We start from the raw sequence: 19,755 nt of genomic DNA on the forward strand, positions 1-19,755 counted from the left end.
AGCGATGAGGGAGAATCTATAAAACTATGCTAACTGCACTGGAAAAGGCCGGCATCCTGGTGGAGGCACTGCCTTATATCAAGAAATTTTACGGGAAAACCGTTGTCATCAAATACGGCGGCCATGCATGATCAACGGCGAGCTGAAGCAGGCCGTCATGACCGACCTGGTGTTAATGAAGTTTGTGGGCATCAACCCGGTGGTGGTGCACGGGGGCGGCCCGGAAATCACCGGCATGCTGAAAAGGCTGGGCATAGAGTCTCGGTTTGTCGGCGGCCTGCGGGTAACCGACTCCCCCACCATGGAAGTGGTGGAAATGGTGCTGGGCAAGCTGAATAAAGAAATCGTGGCCCTCATCAACAGGCTGGGGGGCCGGGGCGTCGGTCTTTCGGGCAAGGACGCCAATTTAATCATCGCCGGCAAAAAGCTTGGCAGCGGGCAGCAGGACATCGGCTTCGTGGGAGAAGTGGCCCAGATTAATCCCCAACTGCTGGAGACGGTCATCAAAGAGGGCTACATTCCGGTGGTTTCCCCGGTGGGTGTGGACCAGCAAGGGGAAAGCTACAACATTAACGCGGACACGGTGGCCGGCGCCATTGCCACCGCGCTGCAGGCGGATAAATTGATTATCTTAACCGATGTAGAAGGGATCCTGGCGGATCGTAACGATAAAGATTCCCTGCTGTCCACCATCAAGGTGGAGGAAATCCCTACGCTGATTGAGCGGGGCGTTATCCAGGGGGGTATGATCCCCAAGGTGGAATGCTGCATTAACGCCATCAAGGGCGGGGTGGCCACCACCCACATCCTGGACGGGCGGGTGCCCCACTCCATCCTGCTGGAGGTATTCACGGACAAAGGGATCGGAACCATGGTTGTTTAGTCGTCGGTCGTCAGTCGTCGGACGTCGGCCTTTTTAAATGAAAGGTCAGGTGGGAAAGAATGAATAACCAAGAGATATTGGCCATGGGGCAGGAGTATGTGATGAATACGTATGGGCGGCTGCCTATGGCACTTGTTAAAGGGGAAGGGTGCCGGGTCTGGGATGCGGACGGGCGGCAGTATTTGGACTTTGTAGGGGGCTGGCGGTGAATTCCCTGGGCCACGCTCACCCGAAAGTGGCGGAGGCCGTCTGCCGGCAGGCCAAAACCCTGCTGCACTGCTCCAACCTTTACTGGATCGAACCACAGGTAAAACTGGCCAAATTATTGGTGGAAAACTCCTGTGCAGGGAAAGTCTTTTTCTGCAACAGCGGCGCCGAAGCCAACGAAGGGGCCATTAAACTGGCCCGCAAGTATGCCAAAGTAAACCTCGGCCCGGACAAATATGAAATCATTACAGCCACCAATTCCTTTCACGGACGCACCCTGGCGGCTGTTACCGCCACAGGCCAGACCAAATATCAAAAGGGTTTTGATCCCCTGCCCCCGGGCTTCAACTATGTGCCCTACAACGATTTGGCGGCCCTGGAGCAAAGCATCGGTCCCCAAACCTGCGCGGTGATGCTGGAACCGGTGCAGGGGGAAGGGGGCGTCATTCCGGCCCATCCGGCGTACCTGGAAGGGGTTGCCGGGCTGTGTAAAGAGAAGGGGCTGCTCCTCATTTTTGATGAAGTTCAGTGCGGTTTGGGACGTACCGGCAAGTTTCTGGCTTACCAGCACTACCAGGTAGAACCGGATATTATTACCCTGGCCAAGGCACTGGGCGGCGGCTTCCCCATCGGGGCGATGCTGGCCAAGGATCACGTGGCAAGCGCCTTCCAACCGGGCGATCACGCCAGCACCTTCGGGGGCAACCCCCTGGCCTGCGCCGCTGCCCTGGCAGCCATGGAAACCATCCTCCAGGACGGGGTGCAGGAAAACGCCCAAAGCATGGGCGAATACTTTAAGAACCAATTAACCACCCTAGCACAGAAATATCCCTATGTCAAAGAAGTCCGGGGACTGGGCCTGATGCTGGGGATGGAGCTGGCCATCGAAGGCAAGGACATCGTCGCCCGCTGCCTGGAGCAGGGACTGCTCATCAACTGCACCAACGGCAACGTGTTGAGATTCCTGCCGCCCCTGATCATAACCAGAGATGAAGTGGACCAGGCAGTGGCTATTCTGGATCAAGCAATGAAGAATGTATTGTAGGAGGTTCACGATGCCCAAACGGAAGGACATCAAAACAGTACTGGTAATCGGTTCCGGTCCCATCATCATCGGCCAGGCGGCGGAATTTGACTATGCCGGAACCCAGGCTTGCAAAGCGCTGCGGGAAGAGGGCATCAAAGTGGTGCTGGTGAATTCCAACCCGGCCACCATCATGACCGACGGGGACATCGCCGATGTTGTCTATATAGAGCCGATCACCTGGGAAAGCATTGAAAAAATTATCGCCAAGGAGCGCCCGGACGGCCTGCTGCCGACCCTGGGGGGCCAGACCGGCCTGAACATGGCGGTGGAACTGGCCGAGCGCGGCATCCTGGAAAAGTACGGTGTGGAACTGCTGGGCACCTCCCTGGAAACCATTAAAAAGGCCGAAGACCGGGAACTTTTCCGGGCCACCATGCTGGAAATCGGCGAGCCCATTCCGGAAAGCACCATTGCCAGCACCGTTGAGGAATGCATTGACTTCGCCAACAAAATCGGGTACCCGCTCATCGTACGCCCGGCCTATACCCTGGGCGGCACCGGCGGCGGCATCGTCAAGGATGAAAAGGAATTAACCGCCACCTGCCACCGGGGTCTCAAGATGAGCATGATCAACCAGGTGCTGCTGGAGCGCAGTGTGGCAGGCTGGAAAGAAATCGAGTATGAAGTGATGCGGGACAATGCGGACAACTGCATCACCATCTGCAATATGGAAAACATCGACCCGGTGGGAGTCCATACCGGGGACAGCATCGTGGTGGCGCCCTCCCAGACCCTGTCGGACCGGGAATATCAAATGCTGCGCAGCGCCTCCCTGAAGATCATCCGTGCTCTCAAAGTGGCCGGGGGCTGCAACGTGCAGTTTGCCCTGGACCCCCACAGCATGAATTATATTGTCATTGAAGTAAATCCCCGGGTCAGCCGTTCTTCGGCCCTGGCTTCCAAGGCCACCGGCTACCCCATTGCCAAACTGGCCGCCAAAATCGCCATCGGGCTCAATCTGGATGAAATTACCAACCCGGTGACCGGCAAGACCACCGCCTGCTTTGAACCTACCCTGGATTACGTGGTGGTCAAAATTCCCCGCTGGCCCTTTGACAAATTCGCCAGCGGCGACCGGAGCCTGGGCACCCAGATGAAGGCCACCGGCGAAGTGATGGCCATTGACCGGAGCTTTGAGGGGGCTTTAATGAAGGCGGTGCGCTCCCTGGAGATCGGCGTCGACAGCCTGCAGATCAAGGGCAGCGCCAGCTGGACCGAGATGGAACTGGAAAGCAAGCTGAACCGGCCGGACGACGAGCGGCTGTTTGTGGTGGCCGAGGCCTTCCGCCGCTACTGGACCCTGAAGGAAGTTCGGCAGCTGACCGGTATAGACTACTGGTTCCTGGAAAAAATCAAGGACCTGGTGGTGCTGGAGCAGCAAATCCGCAAGGCCGGCGGGCTGCCCGGGCAGGAACTGCTGCGCAAGGCCAAGATTTGCGGCTTATCCGATGCCCACATCGGGCGTCTGTGCGGCAAATCTATGAAAGAGATCCGCGAACTGCGCAAGCAATACGGTATTTTGCCCACCTACAAGGTGGTGGATACCTGCGCCGCCGAGTTTGAAGCCTCCACACCCTATTACTATTCCACCTATGATGCCGAGGATGAGGTGGCAGTGTCCGGGCGGCCAAAAGTGGTTGTGCTGGGCTCCGGCCCCATCCGCATCGGCCAGGGCGTGGAATTTGACTACTGCTCGGTGCACTCGGTCTGGGGCCTGCAGAAGGAAAATGTCGAGGCCATTATTATCAACAACAACCCCGAGACCGTTTCCACCGACTTTGATACCGCCGACAAGCTGTATTTCGAGCCCTTGACGGTGGAAGACGTCATGAACATCATTGATAAAGAGAAGCCCCTGGGTGTCATTGTCCAGTTTGGCGGGCAGACCGCCATCAACCTGGCCGGCGACCTGGCGGAACTGGGAGTGAACATCCTGGGCACCCCGGTGGAGGGCATTGACGCCGCCGAAGACCGGGAGAAATTTGAAAAACTGCTGAAAGGCCTGGGCATCCCCCAGACCGAAGGGAAAACCGCCACCACCGTGGAGCAGGCCCGGCAAATTGCGGCAGACCTGGGCTTCCCGGTGCTGGTGCGCCCTTCCTACGTGCTGGGCGGCCGGGCCATGGAGATTGTCTACAACGACGACCAGCTGTTGAAATACATGTCCAGCGCCGTGCAGGTGTCCCCCAGGCACCCGGTGCTGGTGGATAAATATGTGCGGGGCAAAGAAGTGGAAGTGGACGCCATTGGGGACGGGCAGAAGATCTTTATTCCCGGCATTATGGAGCACATCGAGCGGGCGGGGGTTCACTCCGGGGACAGCATTGCGGTATACCCGCCCCAGAGCCTGAGCCAGAAGGAAATGGAGCAGGTGGTGGACTACACTGTCCGCATCGGCAGGGCCTTAAAGGTCTGCGGCCTGATGAATATCCAATACGTGGTGGGCGACTGGGAAGTCTTTGTGCTGGAAGTGAACCCCCGGGCTTCCCGGACGGTGCCGATCCTCTCCAAGGTGACCGGGGTTCCCATGGTGCAGACCGCCACCCGCTGCATGCTGGGCAAAAGCCTGGCGGACCTGGGCTACCGTCCCGGACTGGGCCCGGTCTCCGATCATATTACCGTCAAGGCGCCGGTATTCTCCTTTGAAAAATTGGGGCTGGTGGAAACCTCCCTGGGACCGGAAATGAAATCCACCGGAGAGGTGATGGGGGTTGACAAATCCTTCTCCCACGCCTTCTACAAGGCCATTACCTCCGCCGGACTGAAAGTGGCCAAAAGCGGCGCTGTCCTCTTCTCGGTGGCGGACCGGGATAAGCTGGAGGCCGTGGCGGTGGCCCGCCAGTACGCCAACCTGGGCTTCAAGCTGTACGCCACCATGAATACCGCTGCCGCCCTGGCCTCCGCCGGGCTGCCGGTGGTGGGCACCGAAGATCCCCTGGCCCGAGTGCGTTCCGGCAATGTGCAAATGGTGATCAATACCCCCACCAGGGGCAAGGTGCCCGGGCGTGCCGGCTTCCGCCTGCGCCGGCTGGCAGCGGAGTATAAAGTGCCCTGCTTAACTTCCCTGGATACCGCCAAGGCCATGGCCGGTGTGCTGCACGAACTGCTACAGGGCGACCCGGTGGCGCCGGTCTCCCTGGATCGCTTTACCGAGTTTCTCAATGAAAAAAGGCCTGCCAAAAACATAGGTTAATGGCCGGAGGGGATGACATAGATGGAAGACCTGAATAAAAGACTGAAGGGCAGGGATTTACTGACCCTGCATGACTTTACGGTGGAAGAAGTCAACCTGCTGCTGGAGGAAGCCGCCCGCATCAAAGGCCTGCAAAAGGCCGGCATCCCGCACCCCTATCTGCAGGGAAAAATCCTGGCCATGATCTTTCAAAAGAGTTCCACCCGCACCCGGGTCAGCTTTGAGGTAGGCATCTATCAACTGGGCGGCTACGGGCTCTTCTTAAGTCCCAAGGACATTCAGATGGGCCGGGGAGAATCGGTGGCGGATACCGCCAGGGTGTTGTCTCGCATGGTGGACGGCATCATGATCCGCACCTTTGACCAGAGCGAGGTGGAGGAACTGGCCCGATATGCCGACATTCCGGTCATCAACGGCCTCACCGACCTGACCCACCCCTGCCAGATCCTGGCGGACCTGCTGACCGTCAAAGAACACAAGGGCAAACTGTCAGGTCTGAAGCTGGCTTACGTAGGGGATGGCAACAACATTGCCCATTCGCTGATGTACGGCTGTGCCAAGGTAGGCATGGATATCAGCGTGGCTTCCCCGGAGGGATACCGGCCCAAGGCCTGGGTGGAGGAACTGGCCAAACAGGATGCCCAGGCCACCGGCGCTAAAATCGAGGTACTCACCGATCCGGTGGAGGCCGTTCAAGATGCGGATGTCATCGTCACGGATGTGTGGGCCAGCATGGGGCAGGAAGCGGAGCAGCAGGAACGGGAAAAGGTCTTTGCTTCTTACCAGGTGAACGAAGCCCTGTGCTCCCACGCCAAAAAGGATTTCATCTTCCTGCACTGCCTGCCGGCCCACCGGGGTGAGGAAGTCACGGCGGAAATTATCGACGGACCCCACTCGGTGGTCTGGGACGAAGCGGAAAACCGCCTGCACGTCCAGAAGGCGGTTATGGCGCTGTTGATGTAAAAATTTCTGGCTGTTGGTTCGCTTAAGGGACCATCAGCCTTTTCCTATGATTATTTGGCAAGACAAATGACCTCAGGTAGGAATATCTAGCAAATTGTCGAAAACACTAAAATTAAAACCAATGAAAGGGGCTTATTGCATGCCAAAAGTTATACTGGCCTACTCCGGAGGCTGGATACCTCCGTTATCATTGCCTGGCTGAAAGAAAACTACGGCTACGAAGTCATTGCCATGACCGCCGACCTGGGCCAGGGAGAGGAACTGGCCCCCCTGGAAGAAAAGGCCATCCAGAGCGGCGCCAGCAAAATTTACATTGAAGACCTGCGCAAGGAATTCGTGGAAGAATACATATGGCCGACTTTAAAGGCTGGCGCCGTCTACGAAGGAAAATACCTGCTGGGCACCTCCTTTGCCCGGCCGCTGATCGCCAAGAAACTGGCGGAAATCGCCGAAAAAGAGGGCGCTGTGGCCGTAGCCCACGGCGCCACCGGCAAGGGCAACGACCAGGTGCGTTTTGAACTGGGCGTCAAGGCCCTGGCCCCGCACCTGAAAGTCATAGCTCCTGGCGGGAGTGGGACATCCGCTCCCGGGAAGACGCCATTGACTATGCCGAAGCCAGGGGAATCCCTGTGCCGGTAACCAAGAAGAGCATCTACAGCCGGGACCGCAATATCTGGCACATCAGCCACGAAGGCGGCGAACTGGAAAGTCCCGCCAATGCTGCTTCCTACGATATGCTGATGCTGACCGTGCCTCCGGAAAAGGCGCCGGACCGGCCCGCCTATGTGGAAATCGGTTTTGAGAAGGGGATTCCTGTATCATTAAACGGCCAGCGGATGGATGGAGTCAGCCTGCTGGAAAAGCTGAACGCCATCGGCGGGGCCAACGGCATCGGTATCGTGGACATGGTGGAAAACCGCCTGGTGGGTATGAAGTCCCGGGGTGTTTATGAGACCCCCGGCGGCGCCATCCTGGTGTACGCCCACCACGAGCTGGAACTGCTGACGTTGGACCGGGCTACCCTGCATTATAAGGAACAGGTTGCCCTGCGGTATGCCGAACTGGTTTATGACGGCGTGTGGTTCGCCCCCCTGCGGGAAGCCCTGGATGCCTTTGTGGACAGCACCCAGCGCACCGTCACCGGTACCGTCAAACTGAAACTCTATAAAGGCAACATCATGCCCGCCGGTACCACCTCGCCCTACTCTCTCTATGACGAAGAACTGTCCACCTTCGGCCGTGACGAAGTCTACAACCAGGCCGACGCCGCAGGCTTCATCAACCTCTTCGGCCTGCCCCTGAAAGTCCGGGCCATGATGGAGAAAAAGGCGGGACTTAGGTGAGAAGCGTCACAATAACCATTAATAAACACTAAATGTGTGTCCATACACTTTGTCATACATAGGAGATGTATAACGATGAAATTATGGGGCGGTCGCTTCCAGAAAACAACCGATCGTTTGGTGGAGGACTTTCACTCCTCCATTTCTTTTGACCGGAGACTGTACAAGCAGGATATCCGGGGCAGCATTGCCCATGCTGCCATGCTGGGGAAAGTGGGCATCATTACTCCCGAGGAAGCGGAGCAAATTGTCTGGGGTTTACAAGAAATCCTGGCGGAGATTGAAAGCGGCAACGTGGAGTTTGACATTGCTGCGGAAGATATTCACATGAATGTGGAGCAGCTGCTCATCGCCAAAATCGGCGCCGTAGGCAAGAAGCTGCATACCGCCCGCAGCCGCAACGACCAGGTGGCAGTGGACATCCGCATGTACCTTAAGGATGAAATCACCGAAATCCGTGCCCAGTTGAAAGAACTCATCGAGACGTTGCTTAGCCTGGCGGAGCAGCACCTGCATACCGTGATGCCTGGCTATACCCATATGCAGCGGGCCCAACCCATCACCCTGGCCCACCACCTGATGGCCTATGCCAGATGTTCCTCAGGGACATGGACAGGCTGGCGGACTGCCACAAGCGCACTGATGTCATGCCCCTGGGGGCCGGGGCGCTGGCCGGCACAACCTTCCCGCTGGACCGGGAGTATACCGCAGAACTGCTGGGGTTTGCCGCCGTCAGTGAGAACAGCCTGGACGCTGTCAGCGACAGGGATTTTTCCGTGGAGTTTTGTGCCGCAGCTTCGCTGATCATGATGCATCTCAGCCGTTTTTGTGAAGAAATTATTCTCTGGTCCACCGGCGAATTTGCTTTATTGAACTGGATGATGCCTACAGCACCGGTTCCAGCATTATGCCCCAGAAAAAGAACCCCGACGTGGCGGAACTGATCCGGGGCAAAACCGGCCGGGTGTACGGCGATTTGATGGGCCTGTTAACCATGCTCAAGGGGCTGCCCATGGCCTATAACAAAGACATGCAGGAGGACAAAGAGGCGCTGTTTGATGCCATTGACACCGTCAAGGGCTGCCTGCTGGTCTTCCGTCCCATGCTTGCCACCATGACGGTGCGCAAAGAAAACATGGCCCGGGCGGCCCGGGGCGGTTTCACCAACGCCACCGATGTGGCGGATTACCTGGCTAAAAAGGGTGTACCCTTCCGGGAAGCCCACGAAATTGTGGGAAAAGCTGTCTTCTACTGCCTGCAGCAGGGAAAGGCCCTGGAAGAACTGACCCCGGAGGAATACAAAGAACTGTCCCCGGCCTTTGCGGAGGACATTTATGCCGCCATCGGGGTGGAGCACTGCGCCGCCGCCAGGAAAGTCAGGGGCGGCCCGGCTCCCGAGGCTGTCCAACAATCCATTGCCAACGCCAGAAACATGCTGCAGCAAATATAGATAAAACAATTTACCCCGGGGTTTCCGGGGTAAAACTTTTGCACAAAAAACTTAAAAAAGACTTGTTTCTTTAAAAACAGCAGGTTTTTTTGGAATATAGCCAATATTTTATTTAAATATTATTTTGCAGGAGAAATTTCCTGTGGCAGAGCATGGTATGGCTGTAGAAACAGAAAATCCCTTCACCACCGAGGAAATTGAAACCCTGATCGAGGTGGGCGCCCTGCTCAGCTCCAACCTCCGCCTGGAGGAAGTGGTGGAAATTTTGATGGAGCAGGCGGTGCTCCTGGTTAAGGCCGAAACCGGTATCCTGTGGCTGAGGCCGGGAGAAGAACAGGAAATCTCTCCGGTGGCTTCCTACGGGCTGGACTTTGACTCCGTTACCCTGCTGCGCAGGCAGTTTCAAGATTATGTGAACGGCCTGGCCGTGGCAGGGAAGCCGGTCATCACCGGCGCCGGTAAACAGGACGGACATTTGTTGGAGCTTGCCACCTATGCGTTGAACTTTGCCGTTTCCAGCATGGTTTTTCTGCCGCTGGTCAGTAAGGGACGCACCCTGGGCTGCCTGCAGTTAATCAACAAACAGGACGGCAACCGGTTCGGCGGCAGGGATTTGAGACTTTGCAACACCTTTGCCAGCCAGGCGGCGGTCATTATCGATAACAGCCTGCTGTTTGCCAACCAGGAAAAATTAATGATCAGCCTGATCAGAGCCCTTTCTTCGGCTCTGGATGCCAGGGATCCCTACACCCGGGGCCACTCGGAAAGGGTCAGCGAGCTGTCCCTGTTGATGGCCCGGGAAATGGGCATGAGCGCCAAGCAGCAGGAAATTCTGCAGCAGGCTGCCCTGCTGCATGATGTGGGTAAGATCGGCATCCGGGATAACGTGCTGCTGGATCCGGGTCCCCTGGACGAACAAAAATGGCAGATCATGAAGAGCCACCCGGTGATCGGCGCCCAGATTATCGAACAAATCGAACCCAAATCCATTATGAAACAAATATATGAAGGCGTCATGTATCACCAGGAGAAATATGACGGCACCGGCTACCCCAGCGGCCTGCGGGGTAAGCAAATTCCCCTGGTGGCCAGGATCATTGCCATTGCCGACGCCTTTGACGCCATTACCAGCGACCGCCCTTACCGCAAGGGCAAAAGCCCCGAGGAAGCGCTGCAGGAAATCCAAAGGTGCGCCGGCAAACACTTCGACCCCCAGCTGGTGGATGTCTTTGTAGCAGCCTTAAAAAATGCCAAAATGGTATAAAACTAAGCAAAACAGCCCTCCTGTTACGGTCTACGACCGATTCACAAGTGAGGGTAATTTTTTTATTGTTTAGGAAATTATGCTTTTTTTAAAATGTGGATAACAGGGGAGTTCCGTTATCATTAGCGAACGACATGTTGGAGCGCCGGAAACAGCCCTTGGCGAAGCTTAGGAGCGAAATCCGGGGGCGCAACCAGGACGGTTGCGCCAGCCCGAATTGAACCAGGAAGGTGAATTGAGGGCGACCGGATTTCGCCCGAAGCGAGCATTAGGGTTGTCGGTGCGGAAACCGGAGTGAACGGGATAACGGAACTCCCCTAAATCTTCCGCAAGAAGAATTTGTTCTTAATATTATTCAGAAAACAAAGGAAATTTCTATTGACGAAAAACACATTAATTAGCAATAACATGCCAATATTTGCTTGTGTTATTGATGTTTATTATTATTCAGATTGCGTTTTGAGGTGATTTCTTTGCAAGAATTAGCACAAGAGGATTTAAGACTGTTGAATCTTATCACAAATACCAAGTAGTCGGGTCGCTGGAGTCTTTCATCTCTAACCGGAAGAATGACTTCGTTGACCGGGTTTGCCACAGTTCCTTAGACGAAAGGACTAAGATAGATTTACTTTACATCAATAAACACGGGAAATGGTTTAATGACTCAATAAAAATCCCGGTGTTTGGTGATAAAGGCAAGAAAGTAAAGGGTGAGTACAGGGAGATAAGCCCGGAAGTTATTAGACTAGCCCGCAAGATATTTAAGCACATTCTTTCTAAACACCGTAAGCCTACGATGGGGCGTATAAATATGGCTTTAGACCAAAAGGTTGCGGTAATTAAAACTAGGAACAATAACGGTGCCAAGAAGTTTGACTATTGGGTTCGGTTATCTACTCTGAATAAAGGCAAGCCGGTTTACATTCCTGTGCAGTCTAACGAATATTTTGAGAGTGTTCCTGGCCAGTTAAAGAATTTCTGTCAGTTTAACTTAACAGATATTGGCGAGATTACAGTGTCCTTTATTAAAGATAMGTCTAAACCTGACAGTTACATTCCCTTAACCCCTAAAATAGCCTTAGACTTAGGCCTAAAGAACATCTTTACCACCAACAAAGGTGATATCTTTGGCCGCAAATTCTACGAAACACTTTCAAAATACGATAAGATTATCACTAACCTGGCCCGCAACCSGCAGAAGCAAGGGCTAAAGGTAAGAAGCCCTCGTTATGATAGGTTGGTGGCGAAACTTCGGGCCTACCTCAAAAATGARATATGCAGGATTATCAATCGCATCATTAAGCTCTATTCCCCAAAGGAAATTGTAGTAGAAAAACTTAACTTTCAAAACCCCAACCTATCCCGCAGGTTAAACCGACTTCTCTCCCGGTTTGGCAAGGCAGTTATAACCGCTAAACTTGATGCGGCAGCAGAAGAATATGGTATCAAAGCAACCTATGTTAACCCTGCCTAYACCTCGCAGGCCTGTAACTCCTGCGGGTATGTAGATAAAGCTAATTGCAGTTCGCAGGCGGAATTCACCTGCCGGTACTGTGGTTATAAAAGCCATGCGGACGTAAATGGAGCCAGAAATATTCTTGTCAGAAGTTCTGACGAGATTGGCTCTGTTTACAAGAGTAAAAAGTTGGTCCTCCGGATACTGGTGGAGCGATTCACCGGTAGGCTGGAGCGAGACACATGCCGCTGTAGTACGGCTAAGGACTTAATTCTAAGAAATCCTTATTTTAAGGATTATTGGGATAAGTTCAAAGAAGTTTCGTAGAATTCTGGAATTTCATACTATTTCAATTTAAGAAAAATAAATGTTTCACGTGAAACATGGTGGTACGGAGGAACAGAAATGACAGGAACAATCGTTAATGCAGCAGCCATTATTGCCGGAACTGCAGTGGGTTTATTATTTCGCAAAGGGATCAGTGAATCCACCAACAATACCGTCATGAGCGGTATTGGACTGGCAGTGGCATTAATTGGTTTCAAAATGGCCTTTAAAACCGAGAATGAATTAATTGTTATTCTCAGCCTGGTTCTGGGAGGCGTCATTGGAGAAATTTTAAATATTGAAGGATGGTTGGGCCGAGCGGGCAGCTATTTAGAATCCAAGGTTGGCGGCGGGGAAGGCGAAGTGGCCAGGGCCTTTGTAACCACCAGCTTGATCTACTGTGTAGGGGCAATGGCCATTATGGGGGCGTTGGAAGACGGGTTAACCGGTAATGCATCAACCCTTTATGCCAAATCTCTATTGGACGGCACATCCGCCGTTATCTTTACCTCGACCATGGGTTTTGGGGTGGTATTTTCTTCAATACCTGTGTTCCTCTACCAGGGGGCCATCACGCTGGCAGCGGGGGGGCTTAAATCTTTTCTGACGCCTGTCATGATCAACGAGATGACAGCCACCGGCGGCTTATTAATCGTAGGAATCGCCAGTAACGTCCTGGGAATCAAGAAAATTAAAGTGGGCAACTTACTGCCGGCAATCTTTATGGCAGTTTTCCTTTCGTGGTTATGGACAAAACTAAACATTGGCATTTAAGCCGGACTCCACAGTCCGGCATTTTTATTATTTAGCGTCTTGGGAAAGGAATAGTCATTTGCCGTATGGGTTACAATTAAATTATGCTGGCATCATGCATGTTCTGTAAGAACGCAAAAGGATTTGATTTTGTTAAGTGGAATAATGTCAGGTGGTCTATGCAAAGGGATTTTTTCGGGGGAGTAAAGGTGGTTACATAGTTATGAAGGGAAAAGTGGCAATTGTAACGGACAGTACCTGCGACCTGGACCAAGAGGTGATCCGTGAATACGACATCCGGGTACTGCCCTTAAAAGTAATTTATCCCAATAACGAAGAATATTTGGACCGGACCGAAACAAGTCCCCGGCAAATTTATGAAAGGATGCCGGAGGAAATTCCTTCCACATCCCTTCCCCGGCACAAATTATGGAGCTGTTTAAAAAGCTCCAGGCAGATGGTTTTACTCATGTCATTTCTATTCATATTTCCAGCGGGCTGAGCGGGACCTTTAACGCGGTGATGACCATTGCCAGGGAATTTCCAACCATGGTTATTGAGGTCATTGACTCCAAGGCCTGTCCTTAGGACTGGGAATCCCGGTGTTGGAAGCCGCCAGGACCCTGAAGGAAACCCTTAGTTTTGAGGCTGCCCTGGCCAGGGCTAAAGATATCATTCGCAACATGGAAATTTATTTTGTGGTGGCTACGCTGGACTACTTAAAAAGGCGGCAGAATCGGCTATGTGGCCGGCACCCCGGGGGAGATTATGCAAATCAAACCCATTATTTCTATTAACGAAGAGGGAAAATATTATACCTATGATAAGGTGCGGGGCAGAAAAAATCCATCCAGCGCCTGTTTGAGATTGCCAGCAAAATACTTGGTGAGAAAAAAGCCAATGTGGCTGTAATGCACGGCGGGGCGGCAGAAGAGACGGAGGTTTGAAGCAGTTACTAAATAGCTATTTAAATCTGCTAAAAAAGCAATAAAACAGGAGGTGAAAAAACCTGTTTCTTGCGGTTTCACAGTTGTAATTAATCATAAAGACTGCTAGAATAATGATGTAAATATTTCCATGTCGCAAAGACACGCTGTGAAAGTCGGGCATGGAATACTATCAATCCAGGTGGAGGTAACACCTTCTCCGGGCAGTACGTTTGCTTTAGGCAGCGGCGGGGAACCCTGCGGGGTGATCCACCCGGAACATAAGCGAGAGCTTATGGCCTAGCAGTTGAATCCTGTGACACTGCCTCTCGTTAGTCGGCGGGAGAGAAAACTAAATGAATCTGGATTATCCTGTATAAATCAGATATGTTTAGCTTTCAGAAACCAGGTTATTCATGTTGAAGCGTAAGTTGCTGACAATAGGTCTGGCCCTGGCGGTCTCCGTCAGTCTGGTCGGCTGCAATGCTGCTTCACCCGGCGGGGACCCCGGCAAACAGTCCGCCGGCACCCTGGAACCTGCCAAGCCCGGTCAACCTGAAACAGGAGAACCTGGTAAACCAAAGGAACCTGCCGGTCCGGTTTCCCCCGATACGGAATCAAAGGGTACCCCGGAGGCAGCAAAACCGGACAGCAAAAGTGCCAATGCACCTGTTGAACCCGGCAAGCCGGCAGTGGAGGGAGGCAGTACATCCACTGCTCCCAAGGAACCCAATGCTCCAAAAACACCGGTCTTGTCCAAGGGTGACATATCGATTCAAGTGGGGGCCAGCCTGCCGGAATTCGTTCTGCCTGACCTGCAAGGGAAAAAGACCGGCGCATCCTCCATTATTACCCAAAGCAAACTAACTATTATCAATTTTTGGGCCACCACCTGAGGGTACTGCATCAAAGAGATGCCAGTCCTGGAAGGACTGAATAAAAAGTATGCCAATAAGAATGTTGCAGTGCTTGGAATATTGTTGGACCCCCAGCGGGAAGAATGGGCTCAACAGGCAGTTAAAGAGACCGGCACCACCTTCCCTCACCTCAAGGATGACGGCAGTTTTGCCCCGCATATTTTTGGCGTTCCCCAGACCATCCTTGTGGATCCTTCCGGTATAATTCTGGAGCATGTCGTTGGGTTTCATTCCCTGGAACAATTTAGTAAACTGGTGGAAAAACATCTTTAAAAATGTCACTTGGTACCCCCCGCTTAAGGGGGTACTATTTATTTTTAGCCGCAGGAATCTTTGTTCATGAATGCACAGACTTAACATCGTACTCCCACAGTTATGTAAACTGTGGGAGTACACAATCCGGCGGCTGCTTATCATTATCAAGTGTTCTGAACTTGCCATACCTGCAAAATTCCGTTTGTGGTTCCCACCACGACTTTTTCCCCATCAATAATGGCAAGATCCCTCACCGGCCCGCCTGCCCTAAAGGCCCAGTTTGGTTCATCGGTAATACCCGGACTGTAAAAGCCAAAAACATAACTTCCGGGAGTTCCTGCAACTAACAGGGCGGCCTGCGGCCCGGTAGTCTTAGCCGCTACTGCCGTAACGGTGCTGCCTAAATTTTTCGTAACAAGGCCGGTGACCAGCCGGGCATTGGCTGTGAATATTCTTACAGAACCATCGCTGCCGGCCGCCGTCAGTTCCTCGCCGGGGTCCGGCAGCAGGTCTGCGGCAGATAAATCCGGGATTTGATAAGGCAGATTATTGATAGCAGGCCCTTCCTCAAAGCCTGTTTCGGTAATAAATAACGTAATGATCCCTGTCCTTTGATTGATGTTGTAAGCGATGGCCAGGAATGGTGGTCTTACGGGGTCTGGACGAAAAGCTGTAATACTCCGGGGTGTCCCCGGCAATTGTCTGATTGCCAGCAGTTCAAGTCTTAATGCCTGCAGGGTCTGACCCGTTACAAGATAAACATATAAGGTATTATTGCCCCCGGCAATTGCTGCCAGTTCCTGTCTTCCATCCCCGTCAACATCAGCCAGCACCATATCATTAAAGTTTGCTCCGGGCTCCGGCTCTGTTTGCGAAAGCTGGGTAATAACCCCTTGCAGGTTTCCATAGACAACGATCCTGTTTGCGGTCCCCACAAAGATATTCTCCGAAGTAAAAGCCGGTAAACCAACCGCCAGACTCAGGATAGGCTGATTGACATCGATGGCGCTTGCCAATTGGTACGCTGCATTTTGCGGCGTAAAAATATATACTCTTGAACCACTGGCAACCACCAAATCTTGTCTTTCACGGGTCAGGATATTTCCAGTCTCCACAAGCAAAGGCCCCTCCAAATTGGTTTGCCATAAAACCCTTGACCGGGTCATTTACCTCACCGTCCCCAGATAATTACTCGTAATACTTTATGCACTGGACAGGGGAAAAATATCTATAAACGAAGGTAAAAAAACAACCCTGGCACCAATGGCCAGGGCTGCAAAAGCCTTCTTACTCGTATTTTTTATTCATATATTTTTTCCGTAGATAGCTGGAGTAGCATACCGCAAGGGGATTATGCCCTAACACCCGGTCCTTGACACAGAAGGTTGTGACAGGCGCCGCTGAATATTTTTTAAACAGCATATCATGCCCTACGCACAAACCAACTTCCAGGTTCAGGTCGGTTTCTTTATGATTCAGCACTTTTGCCTGGAGAACAGGGTTGCAAATGACTTCAACCTTATCCTCTTTTACCTTCGGTACGTTAAACTCTTCCTTCTTAGGGCCGCCAATTTTACAGCAGGCTGAATATACCTCGAAGTGCTTAGACAATATCTGTTCCAGGATGGCAGCCTCCTCGGCTAACCCCACACAGAAGGCTAAGCCAATCCGCTGATAGCCCTGTCTTTTGGCAAACATAATCACTTCGTCCAAGCGGCTGAGGTTGTTGCCATATTGTGCTTGAAATTCACCACTCAGGCGGTGAAAGGGCTTGTTGACTTCTTCACGACACTCGTCTAACGTAAATTTACCCCCGGTACAATCGAAACCCTCTTTGTCACACTTGTTTTTCGGTTGTAGTTTACAGGAAGCACACTTCATTCCGGGAACCCCCTAAATAACTTTTTGCGGCCCGGTTTACTTAAAGAGCAATACCGCTAGCAGCTTTAATCATAGGACCAAACAAATACTTGACGCCAACATACAGAAGAACAAAGGCCAGGAAGTACTTCAGTTTGCGGGCATTGATGAACTTGGAGAGGTGTGCTGCGATAACGGTACCGATGGCTACACCAATCAGCTCGAAGCTGAGGAAAGTCCAGTCAATCTTGCTGCCCAGGTTGATGTAGTTGGCAATACTGGTTAAGGAAGATACCAGAATGGAAAGTACGGAAGTACCTGCAACGATGTACATGGGGAAGCCCATCACACTGGTCATGAAGGGAACTAACAGGAAGCCGCCGCCAACACCAAGGGAAGCGGAAATAATGGCTACAACAATACCCGCAATGAAAGGAGTTAAAGCATTGTACTTAAATTCCTGTCCGGCAAAGGTAAAGGTGTTTTGAATCCCGACTTGCTGGAAGTTAACACCGATTTCCTTAATTTCATTCATCTTTCCGGCAGCCTTAAGTTCTTTAACTTTCTCAGCAAAGGCCTTGTTAGCTTCTTTTACCTTTTTCTGGCCGTCAATAAACTTCTGGCTGCACTCGTAGAACAGGCGGAATGAAATCACAAGTGTAAAGAAACCAAAGTAAGGTTGGAAAGTCTTCATGTCTTTAAGTAATTCCGAAGAGAAATAGGACCCAATCAATGCGCCGATGATACCACCGAGACCCAAAGCGACAGCAGCAGGAACAACGATACGCTTTTCACGGAGATACAGGGGAGTGCCAACGATGGGGCTTACCAGAGTAAGAACCTGGTTCATGGGTTTTACCATGTTGGCTTTCTTTATACCGAAAATGGTCATGTGACCAACACCGGCCAGAATACCACCAGCTGCGCCTACGGTGGTAAACACATAACCTACAAAGATACCCCAGAGGATCAGGGCGATAGGACTGGCTTCAACGCCTGCCATTGGAAATTGCATAGGTAATTCCCTCCATTAATTAGTTATTTTGTTTTCAGATACTGTAAAACCAAGCAAACCTAACTTATGCCCTAACTTAGATTTGATTGATTTTATAATTGCTTTCCCGACATAATATGCCAAATAGGCCATCAAATACGCTACGAAAATACTGACCTGCCGGTTGATAATGGGTATTGAAATCACCGGTACAACCATACTAATTAACCAAATTATAAGTACGTGGGGAACTAAATGATAAATTGAATCGACTACAACTGCTGTTAAGTAATCAAAAAAGACTTCCCTCATCTCCGACTGAAGGGACCGGTAGGCCGATGCGTCGCCGATTTTAACCGCCACGTCCGACAATTCGTCCAGTTCTTGATATCTTTCTTTTAGTTTTTGTATCTTACGTCCGTGGGGGTCTTTAAAATATTTGATTAAACCAGAAAATGTTTTCATGGCAACCAGCCTCACTTGCAATCTTATTGATAATGCTTTATCCTTATTAACGGTACTCTCCGCCCAACCCCCTTCCTTTTTTATATTTCCTGCCGCTTGTTAATAAAATATCAAACTTTGAGCCGTTTTCATGTCACACCGGTGACGGTATTATTGTCATATTTGTTACGTTATTTCGGTCTATTGCCTTACATTGTTTTTGTCACACCTGTGACATTTTTGTTTGACAACTGCTTATTGGTAGTTTTTCACCAGTAAAAATGAGGTCGGCTACAATGCCGGCCTCAATTTTTATACAATCCATTTATTTAGCTTTTCTACATCCAGAATATACATTTCTCGCCCTTCAATGGCGATACTTTTTTCCTGCTTGAAGGTATTTAACAGGGAAGTGACTGTCTGTCTGGATGTTCCAATCATACAGGCTATTTCCTCATGCGTTAAACGCAAATCGATCTTCGTTCCTTTTTCAGTTTCTACCCCGGCCCGTTCAGCCATCTTCAACAGTAACATGGCCAGCCTTCCCGGCACCTGCCAACAAACCATTTCGTGGATAATGGCCTCTGCTTCTCTCATTCTCACGCCTAATGTTTTAGCAACCTTAATGGCGATGGATGGGTGCTGCTCCAGCAGTTCCTCAAACCTGTTTTTCCTCACAACGACCATGGTAACGTCATTAATGGCTCCGGCAAAACAGGTGCGCTCTCCGTGATAAAGAGTTTCTGCAAGCCCCATCAGCTCACCGGGGCTTCTCATACTGCCAACGGTTACTCTGCGCCCATCAGCGTGATACGATAAATTTTTACAAAACCTTCTTCAATCAGGTATATGCGATCCGCTGTATCCCCAGCGGCGAAAATAATCTGCCCTTTGGGATAATGCACCACAGTTCCATATTCTCTGATAAGATTTTTCTCGTGTTCTTCCAATGCTAAAGGCTCCACATTTATGTTTTCCATTTTACCAGCCAATCCCCCCTGAACAAGATGAGGTCCCATGAGTTTATGCAAGGTACTTTAGTACCCGTTCTTCCGCTCATTACAATAATATTCAATATAACTTTTCGAAGCGTAATTATATCACTTCTACCATTTTATATGTTTCGGTGATCATGTTCAAGAAATCTGGTAAAAAATTAAATTTTTCACTAAGCCTGCTTCCAATATATGTTGTAACTTATATTATTCTTTCCAAAGTTTATTATAAATAAATTACCCACCAAGAATGGTGGGTAAAAATTACTCTGGCGACGACCTACTCTCCCGGGGCTTGCGCCCCGAGTACCATCGGCCCTGGAGGCTTAACTGCTGTGTTCGGGATGGGAACAGGTGTACCCCCTCCGGTATCGCCACCAGAAAATCTTTTGGGATTGTCTTTGGGGTCTGGCCGTCAGCTTCAGCAATCGCCTTCAG

The 19,755-nt window shown here is 51.5% G+C and carries 13 protein-coding genes, 1 rRNA gene and 6 pseudogenes; 13 read left to right on the forward strand and 7 right to left on the reverse strand.

Translation table 11 applies throughout. The features are described from left to right. Positions 1-26: 26 nt before the first annotated feature. The 10 genes and pseudogenes from argB (at position 27) to P378_RS15940 (ending at position 13,838) form a co-directional block, all read left to right on the forward strand. Positions 27-883, forward strand: a pseudogene (gene argB / locus P378_RS15895) (acetylglutamate kinase). A 59-nt stretch (positions 884-942) separates the two neighbouring features. Then, positions 943-2,135, forward strand: a pseudogene (locus tag P378_RS15900) (acetylornithine transaminase). A 10-nt stretch (positions 2,136-2,145) separates the two neighbouring features. Beyond that, on the forward strand, positions 2,146-5,370 hold the full coding sequence (gene carB, locus P378_RS15905) for a carbamoyl-phosphate synthase large subunit (protein ID WP_099083934.1): 3,225 nt from the start codon (positions 2,146-2,148) through the stop codon (positions 5,368-5,370). A gap of 21 nt (positions 5,371-5,391) precedes the next feature. Continuing rightward, positions 5,392-6,333 carry an ornithine carbamoyltransferase gene (gene argF / locus P378_RS15910; protein ID WP_099083935.1) on the forward strand — a complete coding sequence of 314 codons (942 nt, stop codon included), beginning with the start codon at positions 5,392-5,394 and terminating at the stop codon, positions 6,331-6,333. Positions 6,334-6,472: 139 nt separating this feature from the next. Then, positions 6,473-7,676: pseudogene (locus P378_RS15915) on the forward strand (argininosuccinate synthase). A gap of 75 nt (positions 7,677-7,751) precedes the next feature. Then, positions 7,752-9,126 (forward strand): annotated as a pseudogene (gene argH / locus P378_RS15920) (argininosuccinate lyase). Between the two features lie 142 nt (positions 9,127-9,268). Continuing rightward, entirely contained in the window at positions 9,269-10,390 is a 1,122-nt protein-coding gene (locus tag P378_RS15925) for an HD domain-containing phosphohydrolase (protein WP_238473324.1), read from the forward strand. Positions 10,391-11,024: 634 nt separating this feature from the next. Further along, positions 11,025-12,173, forward strand: coding sequence for an RNA-guided endonuclease InsQ/TnpB family protein (locus P378_RS15930; protein ID WP_274378743.1), 1,149 nt, complete (start codon positions 11,025-11,027; stop codon positions 12,171-12,173). Between the two features lie 78 nt (positions 12,174-12,251). Then, a complete protein-coding gene (locus P378_RS15935; protein WP_099083937.1) occupies positions 12,252-12,947 on the forward strand; it encodes a DUF554 domain-containing protein in 696 nt (231 codons plus the stop codon). Positions 12,948-13,149: 202 nt separating this feature from the next. Next, positions 13,150-13,838 (forward strand): annotated as a pseudogene (locus P378_RS15940) (DegV family protein). Here P378_RS15940 and P378_RS22280 read toward each other — a convergent pair. Next, on the reverse strand, positions 13,745-13,954 hold the full coding sequence (locus P378_RS22280; protein ID WP_238473328.1) for a hypothetical protein: 210 nt from the start codon (positions 13,952-13,954) through the stop codon (positions 13,745-13,747). The pseudogene P378_RS15940 and the gene P378_RS22280 sit on opposite strands and share 94 nt — an antisense overlap. Positions 13,955-14,003: 49 nt before the next feature. On the opposite strand from P378_RS22280, the gene P378_RS19830 reads away from it, so the two are divergent. The 3 genes from P378_RS19830 (at position 14,004) to P378_RS15950 (ending at position 15,042) form a co-directional block, all read left to right on the forward strand. Further along, entirely contained in the window at positions 14,004-14,156 is a 153-nt protein-coding gene (locus P378_RS19830) for a hypothetical protein (protein WP_180260932.1), read from the forward strand. 112 nt (positions 14,157-14,268) lie between these two features. Further along, positions 14,269-14,748, forward strand: a complete 480-nt coding sequence (locus P378_RS15945) for a hypothetical protein (protein WP_099083938.1) — start codon at positions 14,269-14,271, stop codon at positions 14,746-14,748. 9 nt (positions 14,749-14,757) lie between these two features. Next, positions 14,758-15,042 carry a TlpA disulfide reductase family protein gene (locus P378_RS15950; protein ID WP_274378744.1) on the forward strand — a complete coding sequence of 95 codons (285 nt, stop codon included), beginning with the start codon at positions 14,758-14,760 and terminating at the stop codon, positions 15,040-15,042. Between the two features lie 146 nt (positions 15,043-15,188). Here the strand turns inward: P378_RS15950 and P378_RS15955 are convergent, their stop codons facing one another. The 6 genes and pseudogenes from P378_RS15955 to rrf form a co-directional block, all read right to left on the reverse strand. Next, a complete protein-coding gene (locus P378_RS15955) occupies positions 15,189-16,139 on the reverse strand; it encodes an FG-GAP repeat domain-containing protein (protein WP_238473325.1) in 951 nt (316 codons plus the stop codon). Between the two features lie 172 nt (positions 16,140-16,311). Then, the gene (locus P378_RS15960; protein WP_099083941.1) at positions 16,312-16,905 is read right to left on the reverse strand and encodes a DUF1847 domain-containing protein; all 594 of its coding nucleotides are present in this window, start codon (positions 16,903-16,905) and stop codon (positions 16,312-16,314) included. Between the two features lie 40 nt (positions 16,906-16,945). Further along, positions 16,946-17,899 carry a sulfite exporter TauE/SafE family protein gene (locus P378_RS15965; protein ID WP_099083942.1) on the reverse strand — a complete coding sequence of 318 codons (954 nt, stop codon included), beginning with the start codon at positions 17,897-17,899 and terminating at the stop codon, positions 16,946-16,948. Between the two features lie 15 nt (positions 17,900-17,914). Continuing rightward, positions 17,915-18,343: a hypothetical protein gene (locus tag P378_RS15970; protein WP_099083943.1), complete on the reverse strand. Its 429-nt coding sequence runs from the start codon at positions 18,341-18,343 to the stop codon at positions 17,915-17,917. Between the two features lie 291 nt (positions 18,344-18,634). Further along, positions 18,635-19,302, reverse strand: a pseudogene (locus P378_RS15975) (Crp/Fnr family transcriptional regulator). 282 nt (positions 19,303-19,584) lie between these two features. Further along, a 5S ribosomal RNA gene (gene rrf / locus P378_RS15980) occupies positions 19,585-19,699 on the reverse strand. Positions 19,700-19,755 lie beyond the last annotated feature (56 nt).

This window comes from Desulforamulus profundi, from assembly GCF_002607855.1.